The following is a 19,705-nucleotide window of genomic DNA, read 5'->3' as shown; positions in this document are numbered from 1 at the left end:
CCGTGGAGTTTAGCAGTTTTAGCCAGCTCCACCCATGTGATACACCACCTAAAAAACCACAGACAACACTATTGATAATTATTAGCATTTGCATTAATGTGCTTGAGAATCAGATGACAACCAGAGGGCCCCCATTATGACCGACCTGAGCAGCGCCAACGTCGGCCTGATTTTTGGCACAGACACCGGCAACACCGAGGAAGTCGGCGACAAGATTTCAACGGCACTGGCAAGCCAGGGCGTAGTCGTTGAGATGTTAAACGTCACCGATACCTCCCCAGAGCAAATCGAAGAGTTCGACTTCATTATCATGGGGATTCCAACCTGGGATTTTGGTGGCATTCAAGATGACTGGGAGGATTTTGAGGAGCAAATTCTGGCGACTAAACTCGCCGGTAAAACGGTTGCCCTGTACGGCTTGGGTGACCAACTCGGCTACGGCTACTACTTTGTCGATGCGATGGGTTGGCTTAACGAGCGGGTATTAAAGGCCGGCGCAACCGTCATAGGCCACTGGTCAACCGAGGGCTATACCTACGACGAATCGCTGGCCGTTAACGCCGAAAGAACCGAGTTTTGCGGCCTGGCGATCGACGACGACCAACAGTTTGAGCTGACCGATGAGCGTATTGAGCGATGGGTTGAACAGATTGTACAAGAGTACCAACAGGCCAGCGCGGCGTAACCTAAACGCCCACACACCGGAGAGCCCCATGATCAAGCACGCAGCAGGCAACAAACAATTTTTGTGCGACAAACACCGGGCGCTCGCCCTACACAACCCCGAACAAAGCAAACGCTTGTGCTGTAAATTGCGCGCCATGGCCCGCGATTATATAAACCAGCAGCGCTGGGATGAGGCTATCCCCGTGTGCGGCACAGCCTTTGAGACCGCCGATATCCTGTTGCGCCATGACAGCAATAGCAAACATGCCACCGAGCGCTACCTGCGCAGCGCCATTGAGCTGAGCTATACCCTGCGTAAAAGCCGCCACCAGCCAGATCTGAGCGCCATGGTGGATTTAGTCCGCCAGCGCTTAGCGCCACTGTACCCGCCCGCACCCCTGCAAACGCTGCTCGCACCGCTGGTTGATATCGCCTTCTCACCCCTTGGCGACGTGGACGAATGGATGGAGATGCTGCTCGCCATGGATGACGCTCACCGTCAAACCCGTCACTGAGCTTTAACCACCTTATTGCCTGACAGCCCCAAAGCTCGCTATAGTGCGGCGCAATAACCGGGTGCCATCGCACCCGCCGCATGGCTGAAGAGGTCAATACAGTGAACCCGGCAACAACTACCGGCGTAATCGCACAAACGAAACATTGGTTTGAGACAGTCGTACTCGGGCTTAATTTGTGCCCCTTCGCCCACGCCCCAGCCAAGCACAACCGCATTCGCTTTGCGGTATTTGACGAGCCCGAAGAGCTGGGGCTAATGGAAGTACTGAGTGACGAGGTGGGGCGTTTGCAAAACACCCCAATCGACGAGCTGGAAACCACACTATTGATTCTGCCCGAGGGGTTTGAGGACTTTTACTTTTACACGGTTACCGTGCAGCAAGCCGACAGCTGGCTCAACAAGAAAGGCTTGCAGGGAGAGTATCAAGTTGCGCACTTTCACCCCGATTATCAGTTTTCTGATACCGATTACGACGAGCGCAGCAATTTTACCAACCGCTCCCCCTACCCTATTTTGCACCTGCTGCGCGAACAAAGCTTAAGCACCGCCATCGATAACGGCGCCGATACGGAGTCGATTCCGGCACGCAACATTGCGCGAATGGAAAACTTAACCGAGCAAGAAATAGCCAAGCTATTTGACTACTTACCGCGCTAAGCCTTAACCGTTAAGCCTGCGCGAATACAGTGCCACGGCGAGTCAATTAACCCGCCTCTTATCTGCTTCAATCGACGTCACTTAATGCGCGCTTGGTGCGCCTTTCATTAATATTACGCAGCTGCTCGGAGTAATGCTTGATTTGCGTAATATCAATAAAGGTACCCAGTAACTGTTTTGGCCGCCCGCGCTCGTCGCGCTCATACACAGCGTCATAGGCGTAGCACCAAATCCAGTAACCGTCTTTGTGCCAAAAACGATACTCCATTTCTAAAAAGCTTGGGCCGCTTAAGGTTAATGCTTTTTCCACTTGTGCATTAATACTGTCGATTTCATCCGGATGAAACAGGCTCGAAATATCGTCAATCGCGTTTAAGTCTTCTTTGGTGTAGCCCGTTAAGCGCGTATATTGCTGATTGACAAACGTATTGGTTTCGCTCGATAAGTCATAAATATACAAACCGCAAATGGCTAAATCGACCACCGTTTGCAAAAAACTCTCACTTTCGGCTAGTTTATTTTCGGCGGTTTTAAGGTCGGTAACATCGGCCGCCGAGCCGATAATGCGATAGATTTCACCCAGATCATTCATTAACGGGTAGAGCGACGTTTTCCACCATGTGGGCTTGCCGTGTAAAGGAAAGCTCTCGATATAAGACATGGGCCGCCCCAACTGCCGGCAGCGCTGAAAGCGCGAATCTATTTGCTCGGCCATACTCAAAGGCAGCACATGGGGCGCCAACGCCAGTGCAGACTTACCCACCAGCTGGTCAGAGTGAACCTCAAGTGCTTTTTCAATGGCGGGGTTAATCGACTTGTATAATACCTTTCCGTCATTGGTACAATCGAGCACAAAAACACCGTAGCTGGTGCCGGTATAAATAGATTCCAGTAACTGATTTTTTTCTGACAGGCTCAACTCCATGTCTTTACGGTGCTGAATATCTTCCAGGGTTCCGCACATGAGTTGACTGTTATTTAAGTCGCTGGCAACGCACTTACCGTACGCACGAAACCAGCGTAACTCGCGATTGACGGTGACCCCTAGAAACTCGATATCAAAGGCTTCACCAGAGGATATTTTACGCTCTAACTCAGTAAAAAATATCGCCTGATAATCCGCATCTATATGCGCCTCCCACAAACTCATACTAATGTCGCTAGGCTCGCGCGGGTAACCCAAAAGCTGCCAAAAAGCCGGTGACCACCAGAGTAAGCCCGAATCAATCTGCCACTCCCACAGCCCCTCGTGAGTAGCCGAGGTAATACGTTCCAGCCGGCTGTTGATAGCCTGCAACTGCTGTTGCTGCGCCAAACGCTCCGAGATGTCCGTAACCGAGGCATACACTTGATTACCCGTGGCATGCTCACGTTTCACCAGCTTCAGCTCTAGGGGAATTTTGGTACCGCTGCGGTGGATGCCCTGAGCAACGCACTCCGGTAGCTGCGACGGCGCGGGAGTATCAGGCGAAAAAAATGTCGCTAAGGTGTCATGGGCATCACTTGCCGCACTAAAATCAATCAGCGTATCAATGGTCTGCCCCACTAACTGGCCGGTATCGTAGCCAAAGAGGTAGCTCGAGGCGTTGTTGGCCATACTAATCTGACCGTGGCTGTCTATCACCATCAGCCCTATGGGTGAGGCGTTGGCAGACTCACGCAAATGGTACTCGGCATCGTAACGGGCTTTTAGCTCTAAACGCTCAAGCTTCTCGTTGTTAGCTGCCTCCATGGTCTGACGAAGCTGGCACATACTGGGGATTTTTAGGGCTTTTGGCACCACCCATAACAAACCTAACGCGGCGGCCAACGCCACCAGTGCTGTAAACGCAGAAACTAGTGCGTGCACGCCAAAGCTACCAACCCAAATGGTATACACGCGAAAACAATGATTAATACCGCACAGTAAAATACAAACGCCAAATAACGTAATTAAACGAGGGTAACGCAAATCGTCTCGCTTGCGACGAAATATCAGCAACCCTATGGCGATCGTAAAAAAGGACAACCCTAACAGAGCATCAGCAACAACCTGAGTCCAGAGTAGCGCAGGCTGCCAGTGGATATTATGGCCCAAAGGGAGAAAATTCTGACGAAAAAAATCCAACCACATAGTCGTCACTTACCTCCGGGCCATGACCTATACCGTTACGCTACTGCCGACCGAACATGCCTTTAAAGGCATTGGCCAAATCAGCTGGGTAGACGACGGTTTTAGAGTTGTCGGAGCGCGATAAATCGCCGATCGACTCAATATATTTTTCACCCAGCAAATACATCACTGGCAATTCATCGCCGCCGGCCACCGACTCTGTCACCACCTGAATCGCTCGTGCGGAGGCATCGGCCAATACTATTTTGGCCTCGGCATCACGGCGCGACGCCTCTAACCGACCGTCGGCCTCAAGAATAGCCGCTTGCTTTTCGCCCTCAGCTTTAGTCACAGCCGCGCGGCGCTGGCGCTCGGCAGCCGCTTGCTCTTCCATCGCCTGCTGCATAGTCGTTGATGGATTAATGTCCTGAATCTCAACCGTTTTTAAAATAATGCCCCAATCGGCAATATCGTCCGAGATCGAATCTTTCAGGCGAGTTTTAATCTGATCCCGCGAGGACAGCGCCGAATCCAAGGCCATCTCACCAATAATCGAGCGCAGCGACGTCTGAATAAGGTTTTGAATGGCAATAATGTAATCTTCTACCCCGTATACCGACTTCTCGGGGCTCACAATATTAATATAAGCCACGGCGTTGGCAATGATCACCGCGTTGTCTTGGGTTATCACGTCTTGCGATGGAATATCCAGCACGATGTCTTTGGTGGTTACCTTGTAGGCCACCGTGTCAAAAAACGGAATAATAAGGTTAAGGCCGGGCGTTAGCGTTTGATGATACCGCCCCAATCGCTGCACGACATCTTTTCGCCCCTGAGGCACAATACGAACCCCGCGGGTAATAACAATCAATGCCACGGCAACGATAGCGGCGGCGGTAATCAGTGCGTCCATAAGTTACTCCTTGTTGATATTATTGCGGCTTTACAATTAAGTCATTGCCCGAAAAATCCACTACCACCACCCGGTCACCCGGCGACAGTGGCTGCTCACAAATAAATCGCCACTCATCCTCACCCAGTACTGGCGCCGAAAATCGCAGTTGCCCCCGGCTGGTGGCGACTTGATAATCCAGCACGGTGGCCACTTTGCCCACCATTGACTCATGGGCCATACCCGAGCGGGTTTTATCCTTCATTTTAGGCGCGACAAATTTAAACCACGCCACCAAACAGCACAGCGACAGCAGCGCCCATAACAGTAGTTGCCAGGCCAGAGCCATAGGCACAAACAAGCTCACCAACCCCACTGCAATTGCGCTAACCCCAAGCCACAGCATAAAAAAGCTGGGCAAGAGTATCTCAAGTGCTGCCAACAAAAAACCAATAACCACCCAGTGCCAAGCCAGCAGGCCCGAATCTAGCCACGATTCCATACAACTCTCCTTGAGTGTTAATAACCCCATGTTCGCTTAATCGAACCGAGTATAACCCAAAGTAAGGTGAATACGCGCCAAATCTAAACAATCTGGCACAGATCCGCTACCTGGGCGCCAACACCCCTAACTGTAGCCCGTTCAGGTACGGTTTTCGCGCATTAACACCCAGCGATAAAGCCTTCGGCCAAATATAGGCTCGTTACCGTTAACGACGTAATATTTTCTTACAAGACGGGAAAAAGAGGTGGCGCAAGAGAGAGCCGGCAACATAAGGCGCCTGGGACGACAACAGCAGAAAAAGGGGGGAGACGAGCTCTGGAATAGCTCCGTGTGCAAGCCGGTATTCACCGGCAAAATCACCTCAAAGACGCGCCTTTAAAGGGCCACCGGCTACAGATTAAAGGGGCCGAACAATCACTTCCACTCGTCTGTTCATTTTATCATTCGCGCTAGAGTCATTCATGACCGAGCCGACACCGGCAACTTCAATTTTTTGTGCTTTAACACCAACCTCCAGCAAGCGTTGTTTAACGGCCTCCGCCCGGTTGCGAGACAACCGCATGTTAAAATCGTAGGTTCCGGTCGCGTCTGCATGCCCGACAATCAATAACTGCTCATTAGCTTGCACATTCAGAGTCTCGCCAAGTTCACTAATAACGGGACTCATCCGCTCAGTGATATGGGCGCTGCCTCGGTCAAAGTATATTTTCGCCACCTCTAGTACATCCGATTGGTCATACACAGGCACTACCTGAACGCTCGCCAAGTCGAGTGTCCGGGTCAAATCTCGATCAGAAAAAAACACATCTATCACCGCGCGCGGACGCGTATCCAGATCGGCAATGTGAAGCGAAAGATAGGTGCCACCGGCACCGCCTAAGGGGTTGTGCGCAGCAACATAAGACTGAGAGTGAGCATCCCCATCAAGTAGGCGATCTGTCAACAATTGCCAGCCCGCAATATCACCGCAAACCAAGCCATAACAAGTGTAAATCTGGCTGAACCCTTGATTATCTAGCTTTTCCAGCATCTCCTTAAACAGATAGCCAGCGGTATATTCACTACCGTAATCAAAGATCTCACGAACGTGGTAACCATTAACACTTTGTGTTTGGCTCGCATAATAACCCTCCGAATAGCCACCCTCAGGTGCATCTCGGTAGGCTATAGCGCCCGTCACCAACGGATGATTAGAGCGATACCACTCATCATGCATAACAGACTCTGCGCCCCACTCGGCAAAAGCTAAGCCGGACGCCAACAACCCAGCACATAATAGGGACAATTTGATACTACCAATCATTTAATACACCTTTACTTTAAATTTCCGCCTTCTTGCACAATATGGCTTTGCATACGTATCGTAGACTGTGAAACTAACGCGATATACTCGTCACCAGTAAATAACTCAGCTCCGTTGCAAACTCGCTGTTCTGGGCTTGTGTTTAATATGCCAAACAAACCCGAGACAGTTTCCCGAATTAGTGTTTTTACCAAAGGAACTTTCAGCTTATAGCACCAAAAGGTTCTTATTTTTAGCAGGTTAGCATCTTGAATATTAATATTAACCTTAGCGCCGTCCTCGCCAATATCACGAGACTCTGAAGACCTAAATAACAAGCTATCGTTAGGGATTATGTCCCGCTCAAAAAATTCACTCTCATGCTGCAAACGGACTCGTCGCTTAACTTTATAGTATTCAAAGATTGCTTTAGTTGGGCTGATTACATCAACGACCCCTATGTTAGGACTCAGTACATCAGAAGCTTTGTCCATTGCCTCTGCAGCAAGCCTTGCTTTGCCATATGCAACCGTCATATTACCTATTGCCGCTGGTGCATTATCCACATTCGACGCGTTCATAAAGAGCGGAATCATACCCTTAGCAAGGGACTTACGCATCGGCGACAAGCGCGCGTGATTTAAAGACCCTGCTCTAGCCGCCTCGAACGTAGCCGTGTTCAGTGTAACTTTAGCCCGGTAGATGTAAACAAACTCAAAAATGCCGCCAAGCAATATCAAAAATAGCGGCATAACAATAATAAATTCGGTAACGGCCTGACCTCTAAGGTGTGTTTTCTTCATCGCCGATCCCTGATGACACCTCTAATAAATATTTATGAAGATTTACTAAACGAGAATAGTAGGGAGAACCCGAGTTCACCTTGTGACGACCTTGCTCGAGGGTCGCGCTCGCCTGATAAAAACGCGTAAGCGACAGGTTGTACCAAGCCCTGGCATCATCTGGGTTTCTTTTTAATATTTCACTGTAACTTGACGCGGCCGCATCGAGCCGCCCTTGGCGATTATAAATATTACCAAGCTTAAGATTCGCCTCGGTGTATTCCGGGTCGCGTTCAAGTACTTTGAGATACAAGGTTTCAGCCGTTCCAAGGCGACCGTCCGAGTAGGCGCTATCTGCACTCGTCATCATATCAAGCATGGAGACCTGTGACTTTTCTGATTGAGTCGAACAACCTGAAAAGAGTAACAAAGAAACCAAGATATAAACTTTTTTCAAAACTCCTCCGGTATAATTATCGTGCCTTTCTCTATTCCTTTGGTAGCCGCAGCTCCTGCCCGACACTCTAAAGCATGCCTCGCTTTAGCATCGCGGTAAAATCCAAAAATACGTGCACACTGGACAACCTTAGTTACGGCGTAACCTTCATCCAAAAAAAAGATATCAATTGAACGAGTCATAAAACACATATGTACAGCATTACAGTTCTTAAAAAACATACACTCACCCACGCCCAGCTCTGGCCGGCCAATCAACCCGCGGGCACGGTCTAAAAATCCATTAGGGCGATAAACCATATCGAAAACCACCCCTTTATCGCTCGCACGTAATCTAACGGCATCGGTCATCTACATCACATCCATTAGCTGAGTAACAATAGGGAAGAACAATATGATAAATGTGGTGGGGAAAATAAACATTACCAATGGCCCAACCAATTTTACCGGCGCTTGCATGGCGAGCTTTTCGGCTTTTTGAAATCGTTCGACCCGGCGCTGATCGGCCTGTATTCTAAGCGTCGTACCTACACTTGCACCCGACTTCTCGGCATGAGACAACGCAGACACAAGATTACCAATCTCTCTGATTTGCAAACGTTCGGCCATCGCCCTAAGGGCATCTATTTTCCCGGCGCCAGCCGTAATATCCCGCAAAACCTTCTTAAACTCTAGATTTAATGCACCTTTAGGCCCTTTCTGCACGGCTTGCATTAATGCACCATTTAAATTCATCCCCGACTCAACCGCCATGGTAATAAAATCCAAATACACGGGCAGTAGCCTCACGATCTCTTTTTCAATCTTCTTTCGCCGATCGCTTAAATTAAGCTCAGGAAAAACAAAGCCGAGCGCCAAAAAGCTAATAGGAACTGCCACCCCCGGGCTATCGAGCATTTTCATGCAAGCCCAGGACATCAACATAAAAAGTAACGCCGACACAATCTTAAGACCAAAAAACTGCTCCGGAGATATCAAATACCCCAGGCCTGAGCGATGCAGCCTCACTTTAGTTTTCTCTATATACTCAACGCCCAGTCGCTCACCAACGTAATAGGAAAAAAAGCTAACCACCGGCCAGAACAGGCGCATAGTAATCGGCAACGGGTCAAGAAACTCCCTGTCATCCTGAGGAATCTCCTTACGAATTGCGTGTATGGCATAAACCCCCAAAAATAGGGAGATAGCGCAAAACAGCCCAATCAGACTGATAGAGAAGTTCTCAGACATCGATATTCACGATTTTTTGAATAAAAAAGTAACCCAACGATTCCAATATCACCACAATCGCGATCACCACCCAACCATACCAAGCCTCCCACAACAGCGACATCTGTTCGGGCTCCATTTGATACAGCACAACGCCCAGCAAAATGGGCAGACCCGTCATCACATAGCCCTGGGCCCGGCCCTGGGATGTTAGGGCATCGATCTTCCCTTCCATTTCTAGCTTCTTGCGTAAGGTGTCCGCCATTCTCTCAATCGTATCGGCAAGGTTTCCACCAATTTCGCGCGAAATTTTTATTCCGGATATCACCAGGTTCAAATCGATCAGCGGAACTCTTTCGTATAAGTTATCCAATGCCACACTAAAATCAACACCAACACGAACTTCCCGCATAAAAAGATCAAATTCTTGTTTTACCGGCCCGCTCATCTCATACACAACGGACTCCATTGACTGATTTAGGCTAGATCCCGCCTTCATTGCTGTCGATGTAGCCTGCAGCATGTCAGGAAGATCGTTTAAAAACCTCTTTTGACGCTTACGCTTCATAATCCTAAATATAAAAGGCGGTGAGGAAGCCAACACCACGCTCACCACAAACGCAACAGCCCAGCTACCAACAAAAAGAAATACCAGAAAAAATGCGGAAAAAAGAATCGCAATATTGATAATAAATAGCTTTTCTGGCTCTACAAAAAGAAATAAATCCGATAGCTTTATCTTAGCGTCTTCGGTAAATCTCTCCCGATAAAGCACAGCCGCCCTTGAAAACATCGCCGAAACAATCCAGGCCAGAACCGCTGCCGATATCGCAAAAAAGGTAGCAACCAGAAGTATTTCCACGCTCATAGCTAAGACAACTCCCGAGCTTCAGAAAATATCTCCCGATCAATGTCAAGGCCGCGTTTGGCAAGCTCCTCGTAAAATTGGGGTACAATTCCTGTGGTAATAAACTTACCCACTACCTTTCCCTCACTGGAGAATCCGGTCTGTTGAAAGCGGAATATTTCCCCAAGCTGAACCCGATTGCCCTCAACCCCAGACACCTCGCAAATACTGGTCACCTTACGGGTACCGCAAGCAAAGCGCGTTTGCTGCACGATGATATTTACGGCCGATGATATTTGCTCTCTAATGGCCAAAACCGGCAGATCCATACCGGCCATCATGACCATCACCTCAATCCGGGAGATACAATCGCGAGGGCTGTTAGCGTGAGCAGTGGTTAAAGACCCATCGTGGCCGGTATTCATGGCCTGAAGCATATCCAGTGTTTCTCCGCCGCGACACTCACCCACAACAATTCGATCCGGGCGCATACGCAAGCAGTTCTTTACCAATTCACGAATCGGGACCGCGCCTTTACCCTCTTGGTTTGCGGGCCGCGCCTCGAGTGAAATAAGGTTGTCCTGATAAAGTTTAAGCTCGGCCGCATCCTCAACCGTAATAATACGCTCGGTCTCGGGGATAAAATTAGAGAGCACATTTAAAAGTGTGGTTTTACCAGAGCCCGTGCCACCAGAGATGATCACATTTTGCTTGTGAACAACGGCCATCTCCAGAAACTTAACCATTTCTTCATTGAAAGTGCCAAAATTTACCAAATCTGACGCCCACAAGCGCTCTTTCATAAACTTACGGATGGTGATGCAGGGCCCTTTTAGAGCGATGGGCGGAATAACCGCATTAACCCTTGAGCCATCTTTTAAGCGCGCATCTACCGTCGGCGAGCTCTCATCAATTCTGCGCCCCAATGGGGTTACAATTCGCTCAATGGCGGAGAGCACCGCGCGATCATCCGTAAAGCTAACTGATGACTGATAGGTTTTACCTTGCTTCTCGTAGAATATTTCATCAGCCGCGTTAACCATTATCTCGCTGACATCATCCATTGCCAAAAGAGACTCCAGTGGCCCCAACCCCACAGCCTCATTGAGTACTTGTATGCAGAGCTGATCTTTATCGATGCTTTCGGGTATATCATCAAACTGCAACAGTATTTTTTTTATCAGATCTTCTGTAACCGTACGCAGCTGATCGTCTGTCATGCTATTAACATCTACCCGGCGCAGATCCATCTGCTTTAACAACTCTTTATGAACATTAACCCGATACTCTTTCATGGGCCCCTCATGTTCAGTGTCGAGGGTATCGGCTGCCGGCTCAGTCCCTGAGACCGCTGGCTCTTTTAAAGCCAAAGGAGGCTCGACTTTATTTTTTACGTCACCCGAGCCTTTAACTTTAATGATATAAGAGTTAATCTCAATCGAGTCTGAATCCAGTACCGGACCGTAATCATCAATCGACTTTCCATTGACTTTAGTACCGCTTTTTCCGCCTAAATCCTTGATGTATATACCTGTGTCCGTAGCGCGTAGCTCTGCATGGCGCTTTCCAACCATCCAACCATGCAGTTTAATCACGCAATCGTCGTCTTTACCCAGGTAACAGCTGGAATCGCGGCACACGACATCAGTAACCTTGGTACCTTTTTGAGTTTTAACATTGATGTGAAGCACGGTACCGCCTTAATCCAACAGTTGATCGGTGATGGAGTTTTCACTACGTAATTGCGTCAGCTCGCGGATATTATTTTGTAAGTTTTCCGGAATTTCTTCTAGCGCCCCATGGATAGTTGGCGTCACCAAAATAACAAGCTCGCTACGTCCTTCGACAAAGTTTCGAGACTTAAATAACTCACCAATAATAGGGATATCACCCAATAGCGGTACTTTATCGTATATTTTACTATCTTCAGATTTCAAAAGCCCCGAAATAACCATTGTCTCGCCGTGCTTTAGATTTACAACAGACTCCGTATTACGGGTTAATATACCGGGGATACCGTTCACAGAGTTCGAAAAATCAATAGAGCTCATTTCCGCCCTAACTCGCGAGATAATATTTCCATCATCATCGGCGACAGGCTCGATATCTAACTGAATACCGTAATCTTGCATTTCTACCACGGGTTGACCAAATTCATTCAACACTGCGATGGGATACTCACCACCAGACTGAAAGGTTGCGATCTCACCGCTTCGGGTGCTCAGTGATGGCTCCGCCAGTATCCTGGCGTAGCCATCCTCCTCTAAAAGCTGAATCATTGACGTAATCCCCGTAAGCAGGCCAGCGTACGGATAGGATGCCGTTGACGAGACGCTAATAGGTGACGGGGTACCCTCAAATAGCGACAGTAATGGGTTAGATTCACTACCGTATACATAAGCATCATTGGTAACAAAGTTGTGGACATAACCAATGCTAGGGCCCGCAATAGACTCTTGCCAATCGATACCAATTTGCTTCGTAAAGCTCTTATTTACCTCAAGCACCTGAACTTTCATATTAATCATTTGCTTAAACGCCATACTCTCTGGCCGTACAAACGAAATAAGATTATCAAAAGTTAGGTTTGCAACTTGGTTTTCAAATAGCGCCAGATCTTCACTGGGAACCCGTCCCTCTGCGATGATATACCCACCCTCGTAGCGAAAAGTAACCCCTGAAAAACTCCGGAATATTGAGCGAATACGATCGACCTCTTGCTTAATATCCTGACTGAGAATATTGACGACATAACTATTTTTTCTATCTCCACGCGTCCAAATATATAGCTCTGTCTTGCCAGCTTGTTTAGGCACTAAAACGATTTCGCCATTATCTAAAACGCTGGTACCCAAAATAGCATCGTTTCCCACCGCTATTCTGACAACCTCGCCCACCTCGATAGTTTTAACCGACCCTACGTACGCCTCTATCGATTGCGTATCGGCATTGGCCGCCGCGGACAAAATACTCACAATAGCGACGATGCAACATACCGCATACTTCCATTTGTACATACTAGTTTCCAACCCCGGTTTGCATGGCGACACTTTTACTGCTGATATCTTCATTATTCAGGTTTCTATTTATGGGCATACTCAACCTGGCCGATCTACGATCGCCACCAAGCGCCTGAACGGCGACTCTCTTTCCCGCAATAACACCGTCCTCGACCATGCTGCCACCGATAAACTGGTAGCCACCGGTCGACAGCTCGCCATTAATATAATCGTCCATGCTCACAGAGTCGCTCAAACGGCCGTTCACGTCCTCTGAATTCCGTAAGAATATTGCCATGTCGCCCTTTTCGCGCGCCAAGGTTAATAACCCTGCATTTTTATAGGTCACGGCTACGGTAACCGAGCCATAATCTAACACTGCACTATTATTGTCATGACGAAAAAACTCATCATCCCGACTGACCAAAGAGATAGCATCGACAGAGAGAACACGAACTTTATCCAGCAATGGAACCAGCATTTGGTCATCGATAGCGGTCTCACCGGCGTCTTTCTTCTCTGTAACTAACGAAATATCGATATAATCCCCTGGCAACACCATCCCAGATACGGCGTTAATATTGTCCACCTCAAAGCTGATCGCTCGCTCGCCAGCGTTAAGAAGCTCAGAAAACCGCGTAACACTATCGCCGCCCAAATAATGCGATAGCAAAGGCTCGCCCGACGCCATCGGGAAATTAAGTACTTTTCCGTCAACCAAAGAAAACCGGTCTGGCGTTATCGTAGCTGGCGATAAAAAATCCGACGAAACCTCAGCAACGGCCATATTGCCAGGACCTAATACGTCGCCGGCGCGAAGCGCCGTTGACGCCACCACCACTTTCACACTACCGCCTATCTGACCTTGTATTTGCGAGCGAATAGCCGTCTCTTTATTCTGCAGGTAGCGTGTCGCCAACCAAAAGGCGAGCGCCGCTATCACAATAGCTACCACTAATAAAACCCAGCTTTTCTTATTCCCTGCTACCACTGCCACTAATCAGTTCTCCTCATAGGTCAGCAACTTCGCCGACTCATTATTGTCACTACTTACACCGGGGATAACGGACTCATCTACCTGCATATGGCTTAGCGACTGCGCATACATATAGCTGGCATGGTTTTTTTTAACGCCCTCAACTAATAAATCGACCACATTTTTACCATCCTCACCAGGCAACGGCGCTAAAATTGCCATCGCAAAAAAAACGAGCCCTATGATATACTCAACCGCCCCAAATCCTCGCTGGTTATTCATTTATACTCCGTAACTATCGCTAAAATCTGGGTCAGGGAGTTCTTTCCAATAATCGATATATTCAGGTTTTCACCAGACCGAGAAAGCGCCAACCCTGCCTCTTTATCCCTCAATCGATTTTCTGAATGGATAACACTCCAACCATCGTTAACAAATTCTCGACGATAAAAGTTAAAGTTTGTTGTCACTGAAGACTTGTTAGTTAACCAAAGCATTCTGTTATTTTTACCCATATCATGGGTTTTCATATCATTGACAACTTTCGTGTCTGATAACATTGGAAACCCTTTCCCATAAGCAAAGTCCTTTTCGCTTCGCATACCGGGTAAGTTTGATATCGCCAAAAAACCTTGCAACTGCATCTGCGGTTTCTCAGGCTCGTTAAACTGAACGGTATAGAGCAAGTCATCATTGATATGAGACAGCACAACCAAATCATTCATGCGCGCTTTACGAATCTCATCACCCCAGGCATCGCGATAAAACGATTCGACTTCTGTGGGGTTTCGACTCGTCGAGAATCCGCTAACGGCCATCGTCATACCGTTAAACTCCATATCATCGGCAATGATGTGAAGCTCAAAATTGTCGGGCACCGGAAAGCTAACATCGGCATGCAACGACATTGGACAGGCGAGTAACATCAATGTTAATAGGGATGTGTAATATGGCATAACAGTCCTTTGGCAAACGCTTTTTCGGCTGGCGCCGCGATCCTTAGGGCATCACTCCTGGTATGTATGTCCGTAGCTTTCTAACTGAGGAGTCAAACGGCTCATACAAGACTCTGGTGTTCTTAATTCCGTGTCGTTATAAACCTCACCCAACCTAGCGCAAGGTACGGCATCTGGTTCGACCTTACCGAAATTAAGAAAAGAAACCTCTTTAACAAGAGGTAACTTACTAAACACTGAGAAAAGACTTTCAGCGCCTATTTCGTCGAACAAAGTGGTAGGTACCAATCCGCCGACCGTAGATTTCGCGTGCGTTGGCCCACCGACCGACCAACCTTCTGTCATCAATGCATTGGTACGCGACATAGAAAGAGCCTCATCAGCGGAAAAACCCTCGGCGAAAGAATCCTCAAACCACTCTAAATACTTCAACGATACGCTTACGCTTGATTCGTAAACGCCCTTAAGATTTGGATTAAAACCATCAGACAGATCTAACACCTTCCCGAAGGCGCTCTGCAAAGAGCCAAAGCCTGCCAAGCCGTGTTCTGCGGTACTTACCGAGACGTACATGGCTGATTGACCTTCGTTATCTTCTTCTGCCTCCTCATAAATCGGCGTCAGCTCGCCGTCTATACCAGTTCGAACTCTAAGCACAGGGTTGAGTGGCTCTGAATTTTGACCTGAGTCGCTCTTAGTAGTAATCCTGCTTTTTGAATGAGAGAGGATTCTTCCCTCTATCTCTAGCGCAATAGTTTCATCCGATTTTTCTGGGGCATCATCCACACTGCCACCGGGAGCTGACCCAAAATAGGCTACCCTTTCCCAGACGGAATAGCGCGCCGCCTGCTCTACCATTTGCCGGTTCTCGATATATTTATACATGACAGGAACAAGCAATGTTAAAGGTAGAAGAACAAACCCCACCACTATTACAAATTCAGTTAGCACGCTTCCACTGTGAGATTTCACAATCACTCCAAAGTAGCTATGTCGCGCAGGCACATGTCATTCAACAAAAAGCTCTTTGGGTATCGACATGCAAAAGTCCCACATTACCTGCTGAGCCGTCGATGTCTTTTTCGAGGAAGATACAGGACTCTCATAATCCTGATAGTAACCCCACATCAAATCTAAGGTTCGTTTACTCAGCACGCTCATAACATCGTCTGTATTTTCTTTAGACCAAGGGTCCAGCCCTCTTCTCGCAACAGGTTTATAACCTTCAACCTCTTTTTGTCTAGTAAAACCTTCTTTTAGCGAGGTCATACCAACATCATTACGAAAGTGCTCATTGTAAAGATCTTCAGCGCCATGACCAGCCTCGTTAGCCTTGGCAACACAAGTGTCAAGCTTTCCCCTCGATACAGAATCTAATGCCATTATCGCTCTTACATCGGGACGTAAAGACCAGTGAAATTTATCCATGTATGGATTAACGACAGGAACCTCAAAATCATTCGAAATTGCAAGATTACACCCAAAAGACATCACCATCATAGAAAGAAAAACTGCTCTATTTTTCACCTCGCCTTCACCTCTATTCATCCAATATAGATTTACACTAATACTAAAAATAAATTTACCTTAAAAAATTTCCTTAAAAATCACAGAGCTCCGAACGAAATCAACATAGAAAGCAGTGGCCTGGAGTCTTCAACAAGCCGAGTTTGCCAAAACGGATTGTAAAGATTCCCGTACTCATGGAGACCATCACTTCTCCCCCACTCTACATTCCACGAAAACTCTCGACTTCCATAGTGAGATTCATCCGGCCGAGCAAAAAAACTTTGTGCGCTACCCGATGCATACAACCTATTTCCAGCCATTCCGCCATCGCTCTCAATCGTTAATCTATCGATACGACTATAGCTTTCCATAGAATTATCTACGGTCTTCTGCGTTCTAATATCGCCCTCGCCCTTACTTAAAAAAATACTAAATTCTGGCATCTCGTCAGTCTTAGCATCATCTTTAAAATCATAAAAATCTCTTAACCCTTTTGTTTTTTTTATGTTGTTATACTCGTACACCTTTCCGCTTCCTATCACAGAGGGATATTTCAAGTTTCTTGCCGCATCGCCATTTATCCAGGCGCCCCCCCACCAACGTTTTTCATTGCCACCCGCGTAATCCAAGGCCTCCCAGTCATCCTCATCGTAATTTCTACGGCTGTTGTTTTTATAACCTTCGTACTTGAATCTATCGCCAATTCTATCTTTGTTTAAAGAGTGAGCTGCCCCCCAGCCAAGAGGCGTCTCAGAGGTCCAACTTATGCCAAACCCCAAATCAAATTTCTGATAGAATGACAATGTATCGGCTGCGGTCCAATTCCACCGAACAACCGACTTACCTTTGTTATTAACCTCAACCGGAATAAAATCCGATCCACCGTTTTTCTCCCCCCAAAACTCGTAAAATCCAACATCGACCTTCTTGAAAAAACGATATGAACGATTAGCTGAAAACTTATCTCTTGAGTCATTCACCAAATTAGAAAACTCGTTAAATCGTTGAGTCGTTCTATTATCACCACCTTTACTATTGGCAGCCACGTTATTTCGTTCAAAACGCTGGATATCTCCGCCCCAAGACTCTAGAACTTCTTTTATGTTCACCGCACTCCCCGCCATACTAGAGGTGACATCGGGATCATTCCGCGCTAGAACATCTTGATAAACTGAATAATTTGCCGCTAGAGTTAAGGCATGATTGACACGTTGGAACTCACTTAATGCATAAATGATATTTTCTTGAACGGTATCGATAATAAAGTCACCTGCCTCGAAAAAATCAACCATTGCATCTGTTGCTTTCGCCAATATATCAGTAGCCTTTTTTATGAAAGGTCCGACATAGGGTATAACTTGAGCAAACTGCCCTAAAGTCTCTAAGTTTTGGGCGAACTCATTGACTTCATTCGACCAAGACACCAAGCCAATATACTGTCCTATAACCACCTGATTGGCGATCATTGCGCGGTTGGTAATAGCGATCATGTTCAAATCGCGGGTTTGAACATTGACGGTGCTGTAAACGGTATTATCGGCGGTATTTTGCAGTCGAATCCGCTCAGAAGCGACCCAACCGACATCGTATAGCGAGAATACTGCCAAGGCGATGGCAGCAAAGAACGCAATAGTGAAGACTGTTGCGTATCCCTCCTCACGTCTTTTTTTACTTAATGGGAGCGAACTATTCATCTAGTAGATTATCAATGTTGGTACTGGCTCAGTACGGCTTCACCGTGGGACAAACAAAAATCCCAAACTTCTTTCTGAACTGAAGTCGGGAAGTCGTCACCCACACTAAGCCCCTTATAGTCAGACTTATACTTAAGCGAAACTAAAGTCGTATTCCGACGTACGTCATCGCCAAAGCCGCTCTTTACGTCACTCGGCACATCACTCCCCGATACCGAGCCATTTAAATACTCACTATCGTCATAGAGGCTAAATTCTGCCATGTCTCCGTTCGGATCTACACTGATCACGCTTTCATCCGACTTAATATCCTCAACGTTCAAGTTTTGGATTCTAATAAGATTATCCATCGCTGCTGATAAATATTTTGCGTAACCAGCCTCATTAGAGCACTCGGACTCCAAGCTCCCCTGCGGGTACCGAGCCCCCCTCATCTAAACTAAAAGGGTTTTCCCAGGGGCTTCCTTCTGCCAGAGACAGCGCAGAGCTGGCAGTGAAAAAGATCATTAAACTGCATGCTAATTTTTTCATTTTTCCTCTATAAATAGAGGCTCGATCAACCTGAAATCGAGCCATCACTAAAACTATTAGCCGCCACCACTTTTTCCACCTTCGGTGGCTGTTTCGTTATAATTGCTTAGATTTACTTCTTTCTTCGCAGTTGTCACAGCCGCCTTACCTGCATTATTGGCCTCTGTAATAGCATCATCACCAGGCTCACCGCCCAATTCAGAAGCCATGGCAGCCACCTGATTACGTGCCGTCTTACCAAACAGCGTGAAGGCCCCAATGGCCGCAATAGCAATCAAAGCGACAATAATAATGTACTCTGTCATGCCCTGACCCTTAATACGTTTACTCATGTTACGCATGGTATAACTCCTTGTGATTGATAATAATACGACGCTATTGTACGAATTACCGCCTGTCAGATTAACCACCCAATCTGACTAATTTTCTTCCCTTTCCCAGCCGGCAATACTCCAATTTGAGTACACCATAAAATCAACATCACTACCCCATAAAGGCAGCGCTCAGCTGCGTTCGATTTTTCACACCACTTTTCTTCATTATTTTTTGCATATGAGTTTTTACTGTATAAGGAGATATGCTCAGACTTTCTGCAATTTCTTTATTACCCAACCCCTGACAACTTAGCACTGCAACCCTGCGCTCTCGCGCAGTAAGCGTTGTGCGATCAAAGAAATTATTAGACACCGACCGCCGTGCAACTAACTGATCTTTAATATGAAGCTCTAGCGAATAGCGGCTATACCATAAACCACCACGAGCGAGTGTGCTAACGGCTTTTACGATCGATTCGGCCTCACTATTTAACGATATAACACCCAGGAACCCACAGCTTAGCGCATAGGCTTCAGATTTATTACAGGACGCATTAATAGCGAGGGCGACGGGAATGGATAAAACATTTGAGCCAACCTGAGCCCAAATCCTCTTTGCCGAATCGATGGTCTTGCAAGCGACTATCACCAATTCAACATTAGAGAGATTACAGGCAATTATATTTTTAACTGTTACGGTTTTGTGACTGACAGCTAGCAAGTCAAGGCAGGATGATACCGCCCTACAGTCAACACCCTCTTCCTTAAATACTAATATTTTCTTCACAACAAATACCCTTGTCATCCTGACTTACCGTGAC

The 19,705-nt window shown here is 47.2% G+C and carries 23 protein-coding genes; 3 read left to right on the top strand and 20 right to left on the bottom strand.

The window, feature by feature from the left end:
- Nucleotides 1–136: 136 nt before the first annotated feature.
- From AAC019_RS04040 to AAC019_RS04030, 3 genes are all read left to right on the top strand, one after another.
- Nucleotides 137–685 (top strand): flavodoxin, encoded by a 549-nt coding sequence (locus tag AAC019_RS04040; protein WP_339897285.1) that lies wholly within the window; start codon nt 137–139, stop codon nt 683–685.
- Between the two features lie 28 nt (nt 686–713).
- Entirely contained in the window at nt 714–1,181 is a 468-nt protein-coding gene (locus AAC019_RS04035; RefSeq protein ID WP_339897284.1) for a hypothetical protein, read from the top strand.
- A 101-nt stretch (nt 1,182–1,282) separates the two neighbouring features.
- The gene (locus AAC019_RS04030) at nt 1,283–1,840 is read left to right on the top strand and encodes a DUF1415 domain-containing protein (RefSeq protein WP_339897283.1); all 558 of its coding nucleotides are present in this window, start codon (nt 1,283–1,285) and stop codon (nt 1,838–1,840) included.
- Nucleotides 1,841–1,907: 67 nt separating this feature from the next.
- Here AAC019_RS04030 and AAC019_RS04025 read toward each other — a convergent pair whose 3' ends face one another.
- The 20 genes from AAC019_RS04025 to AAC019_RS03930 form a co-directional block, all read right to left on the bottom strand.
- Nucleotides 1,908–3,953: a PAS domain-containing protein gene (locus AAC019_RS04025; protein WP_339897282.1), complete on the bottom strand. Its 2,046-nt coding sequence runs from the start codon at nt 3,951–3,953 to the stop codon at nt 1,908–1,910.
- Nucleotides 3,954–3,993: 40 nt separating this feature from the next.
- Complete coding sequence (locus AAC019_RS04020) at nt 3,994–4,845, bottom strand: stomatin-like protein (RefSeq protein WP_339897281.1); 852 nt, start codon at nt 4,843–4,845, stop codon at nt 3,994–3,996.
- A 19-nt stretch (nt 4,846–4,864) separates the two neighbouring features.
- A complete protein-coding gene (locus AAC019_RS04015) occupies nt 4,865–5,326 on the bottom strand; it encodes an NfeD family protein (protein ID WP_339897280.1) in 462 nt (153 codons plus the stop codon).
- A gap of 400 nt (nt 5,327–5,726) precedes the next feature.
- Nucleotides 5,727–6,632 (bottom strand): OmpA family protein, encoded by a 906-nt coding sequence (locus tag AAC019_RS04010; protein WP_339897279.1) that lies wholly within the window; start codon nt 6,630–6,632, stop codon nt 5,727–5,729.
- 11 nt (nt 6,633–6,643) lie between these two features.
- Nucleotides 6,644–7,414, bottom strand: coding sequence for a TadE family protein (locus AAC019_RS04005; protein WP_339897278.1), 771 nt, complete (start codon nt 7,412–7,414; stop codon nt 6,644–6,646).
- Entirely contained in the window at nt 7,395–7,850 is a 456-nt protein-coding gene (locus AAC019_RS04000) for a tetratricopeptide repeat protein (RefSeq protein WP_339897277.1), read from the bottom strand. The genes AAC019_RS04005 and AAC019_RS04000 overlap by 20 nt, the downstream gene beginning before the upstream one ends.
- Nucleotides 7,847–8,200: a DUF192 domain-containing protein gene (locus AAC019_RS03995; protein ID WP_339897276.1), complete on the bottom strand. Its 354-nt coding sequence runs from the start codon at nt 8,198–8,200 to the stop codon at nt 7,847–7,849. Before AAC019_RS03995 ends, AAC019_RS04000 begins: the two co-directional genes overlap by 4 nt.
- Nucleotides 8,201–9,079 (bottom strand): type II secretion system F family protein, encoded by an 879-nt coding sequence (locus tag AAC019_RS03990; RefSeq protein ID WP_339897275.1) that lies wholly within the window; start codon nt 9,077–9,079, stop codon nt 8,201–8,203.
- Nucleotides 9,072–9,926 (bottom strand): type II secretion system F family protein, encoded by an 855-nt coding sequence (locus tag AAC019_RS03985; RefSeq protein ID WP_339897274.1) that lies wholly within the window; start codon nt 9,924–9,926, stop codon nt 9,072–9,074. Before AAC019_RS03985 ends, AAC019_RS03990 begins: the two co-directional genes overlap by 8 nt.
- Before the next feature lie 2 nt (nt 9,927–9,928).
- Entirely contained in the window at nt 9,929–11,596 is a 1,668-nt protein-coding gene (locus tag AAC019_RS03980; protein WP_339897273.1) for an ATPase, T2SS/T4P/T4SS family, read from the bottom strand.
- Between the two features lie 9 nt (nt 11,597–11,605).
- Nucleotides 11,606–12,922 (bottom strand): pilus assembly protein N-terminal domain-containing protein, encoded by a 1,317-nt coding sequence (locus AAC019_RS03975; protein WP_339897272.1) that lies wholly within the window; start codon nt 12,920–12,922, stop codon nt 11,606–11,608.
- 1 nt (nt 12,923) lies between these two features.
- Nucleotides 12,924–13,901, bottom strand: a complete 978-nt coding sequence (gene cpaB, locus AAC019_RS03970) for a Flp pilus assembly protein CpaB (RefSeq protein ID WP_339897271.1) — start codon at nt 13,899–13,901, stop codon at nt 12,924–12,926.
- 3 nt (nt 13,902–13,904) lie between these two features.
- Nucleotides 13,905–14,162: a hypothetical protein gene (locus AAC019_RS03965; protein ID WP_339897270.1), complete on the bottom strand. Its 258-nt coding sequence runs from the start codon at nt 14,160–14,162 to the stop codon at nt 13,905–13,907.
- The gene (locus AAC019_RS03960; RefSeq protein ID WP_339897269.1) at nt 14,159–14,836 is read right to left on the bottom strand and encodes a hypothetical protein; all 678 of its coding nucleotides are present in this window, start codon (nt 14,834–14,836) and stop codon (nt 14,159–14,161) included. Before AAC019_RS03960 ends, AAC019_RS03965 begins: the two co-directional genes overlap by 4 nt.
- Nucleotides 14,837–14,887: 51 nt before the next feature.
- Nucleotides 14,888–15,808, bottom strand: coding sequence for a hypothetical protein (locus AAC019_RS03955; RefSeq protein ID WP_339897268.1), 921 nt, complete (start codon nt 15,806–15,808; stop codon nt 14,888–14,890).
- A 36-nt stretch (nt 15,809–15,844) separates the two neighbouring features.
- Complete coding sequence (locus AAC019_RS03950) at nt 15,845–16,363, bottom strand: hypothetical protein (protein WP_339897267.1); 519 nt, start codon at nt 16,361–16,363, stop codon at nt 15,845–15,847.
- 80 nt (nt 16,364–16,443) lie between these two features.
- Entirely contained in the window at nt 16,444–18,039 is a 1,596-nt protein-coding gene (locus AAC019_RS03945; protein WP_339897266.1) for a pilus assembly protein TadG-related protein, read from the bottom strand.
- 11 nt (nt 18,040–18,050) lie between these two features.
- Complete coding sequence (locus tag AAC019_RS03940) at nt 18,051–18,389, bottom strand: hypothetical protein (RefSeq protein WP_339897265.1); 339 nt, start codon at nt 18,387–18,389, stop codon at nt 18,051–18,053.
- Between the two features lie 237 nt (nt 18,390–18,626).
- Nucleotides 18,627–18,911 carry a pilus assembly protein gene (locus AAC019_RS03935; protein WP_339897264.1) on the bottom strand — a complete coding sequence of 95 codons (285 nt, stop codon included), beginning with the start codon at nt 18,909–18,911 and terminating at the stop codon, nt 18,627–18,629.
- A 142-nt stretch (nt 18,912–19,053) separates the two neighbouring features.
- Complete coding sequence (locus tag AAC019_RS03930; protein ID WP_339897263.1) at nt 19,054–19,671, bottom strand: response regulator transcription factor; 618 nt, start codon at nt 19,669–19,671, stop codon at nt 19,054–19,056.
- Between the last annotated feature and the right edge of the window lie 34 nt (nt 19,672–19,705).

It is taken from the genome of uncultured Gilvimarinus sp., from assembly GCF_963975215.1.
Taxonomy (GTDB): Bacteria; Pseudomonadota; Gammaproteobacteria; order Pseudomonadales; family Cellvibrionaceae; genus Gilvimarinus.
The sequence above is the reverse complement of the archived record's forward strand: the minus strand, read 5'-3'. Positions and strand labels throughout refer to the sequence as shown.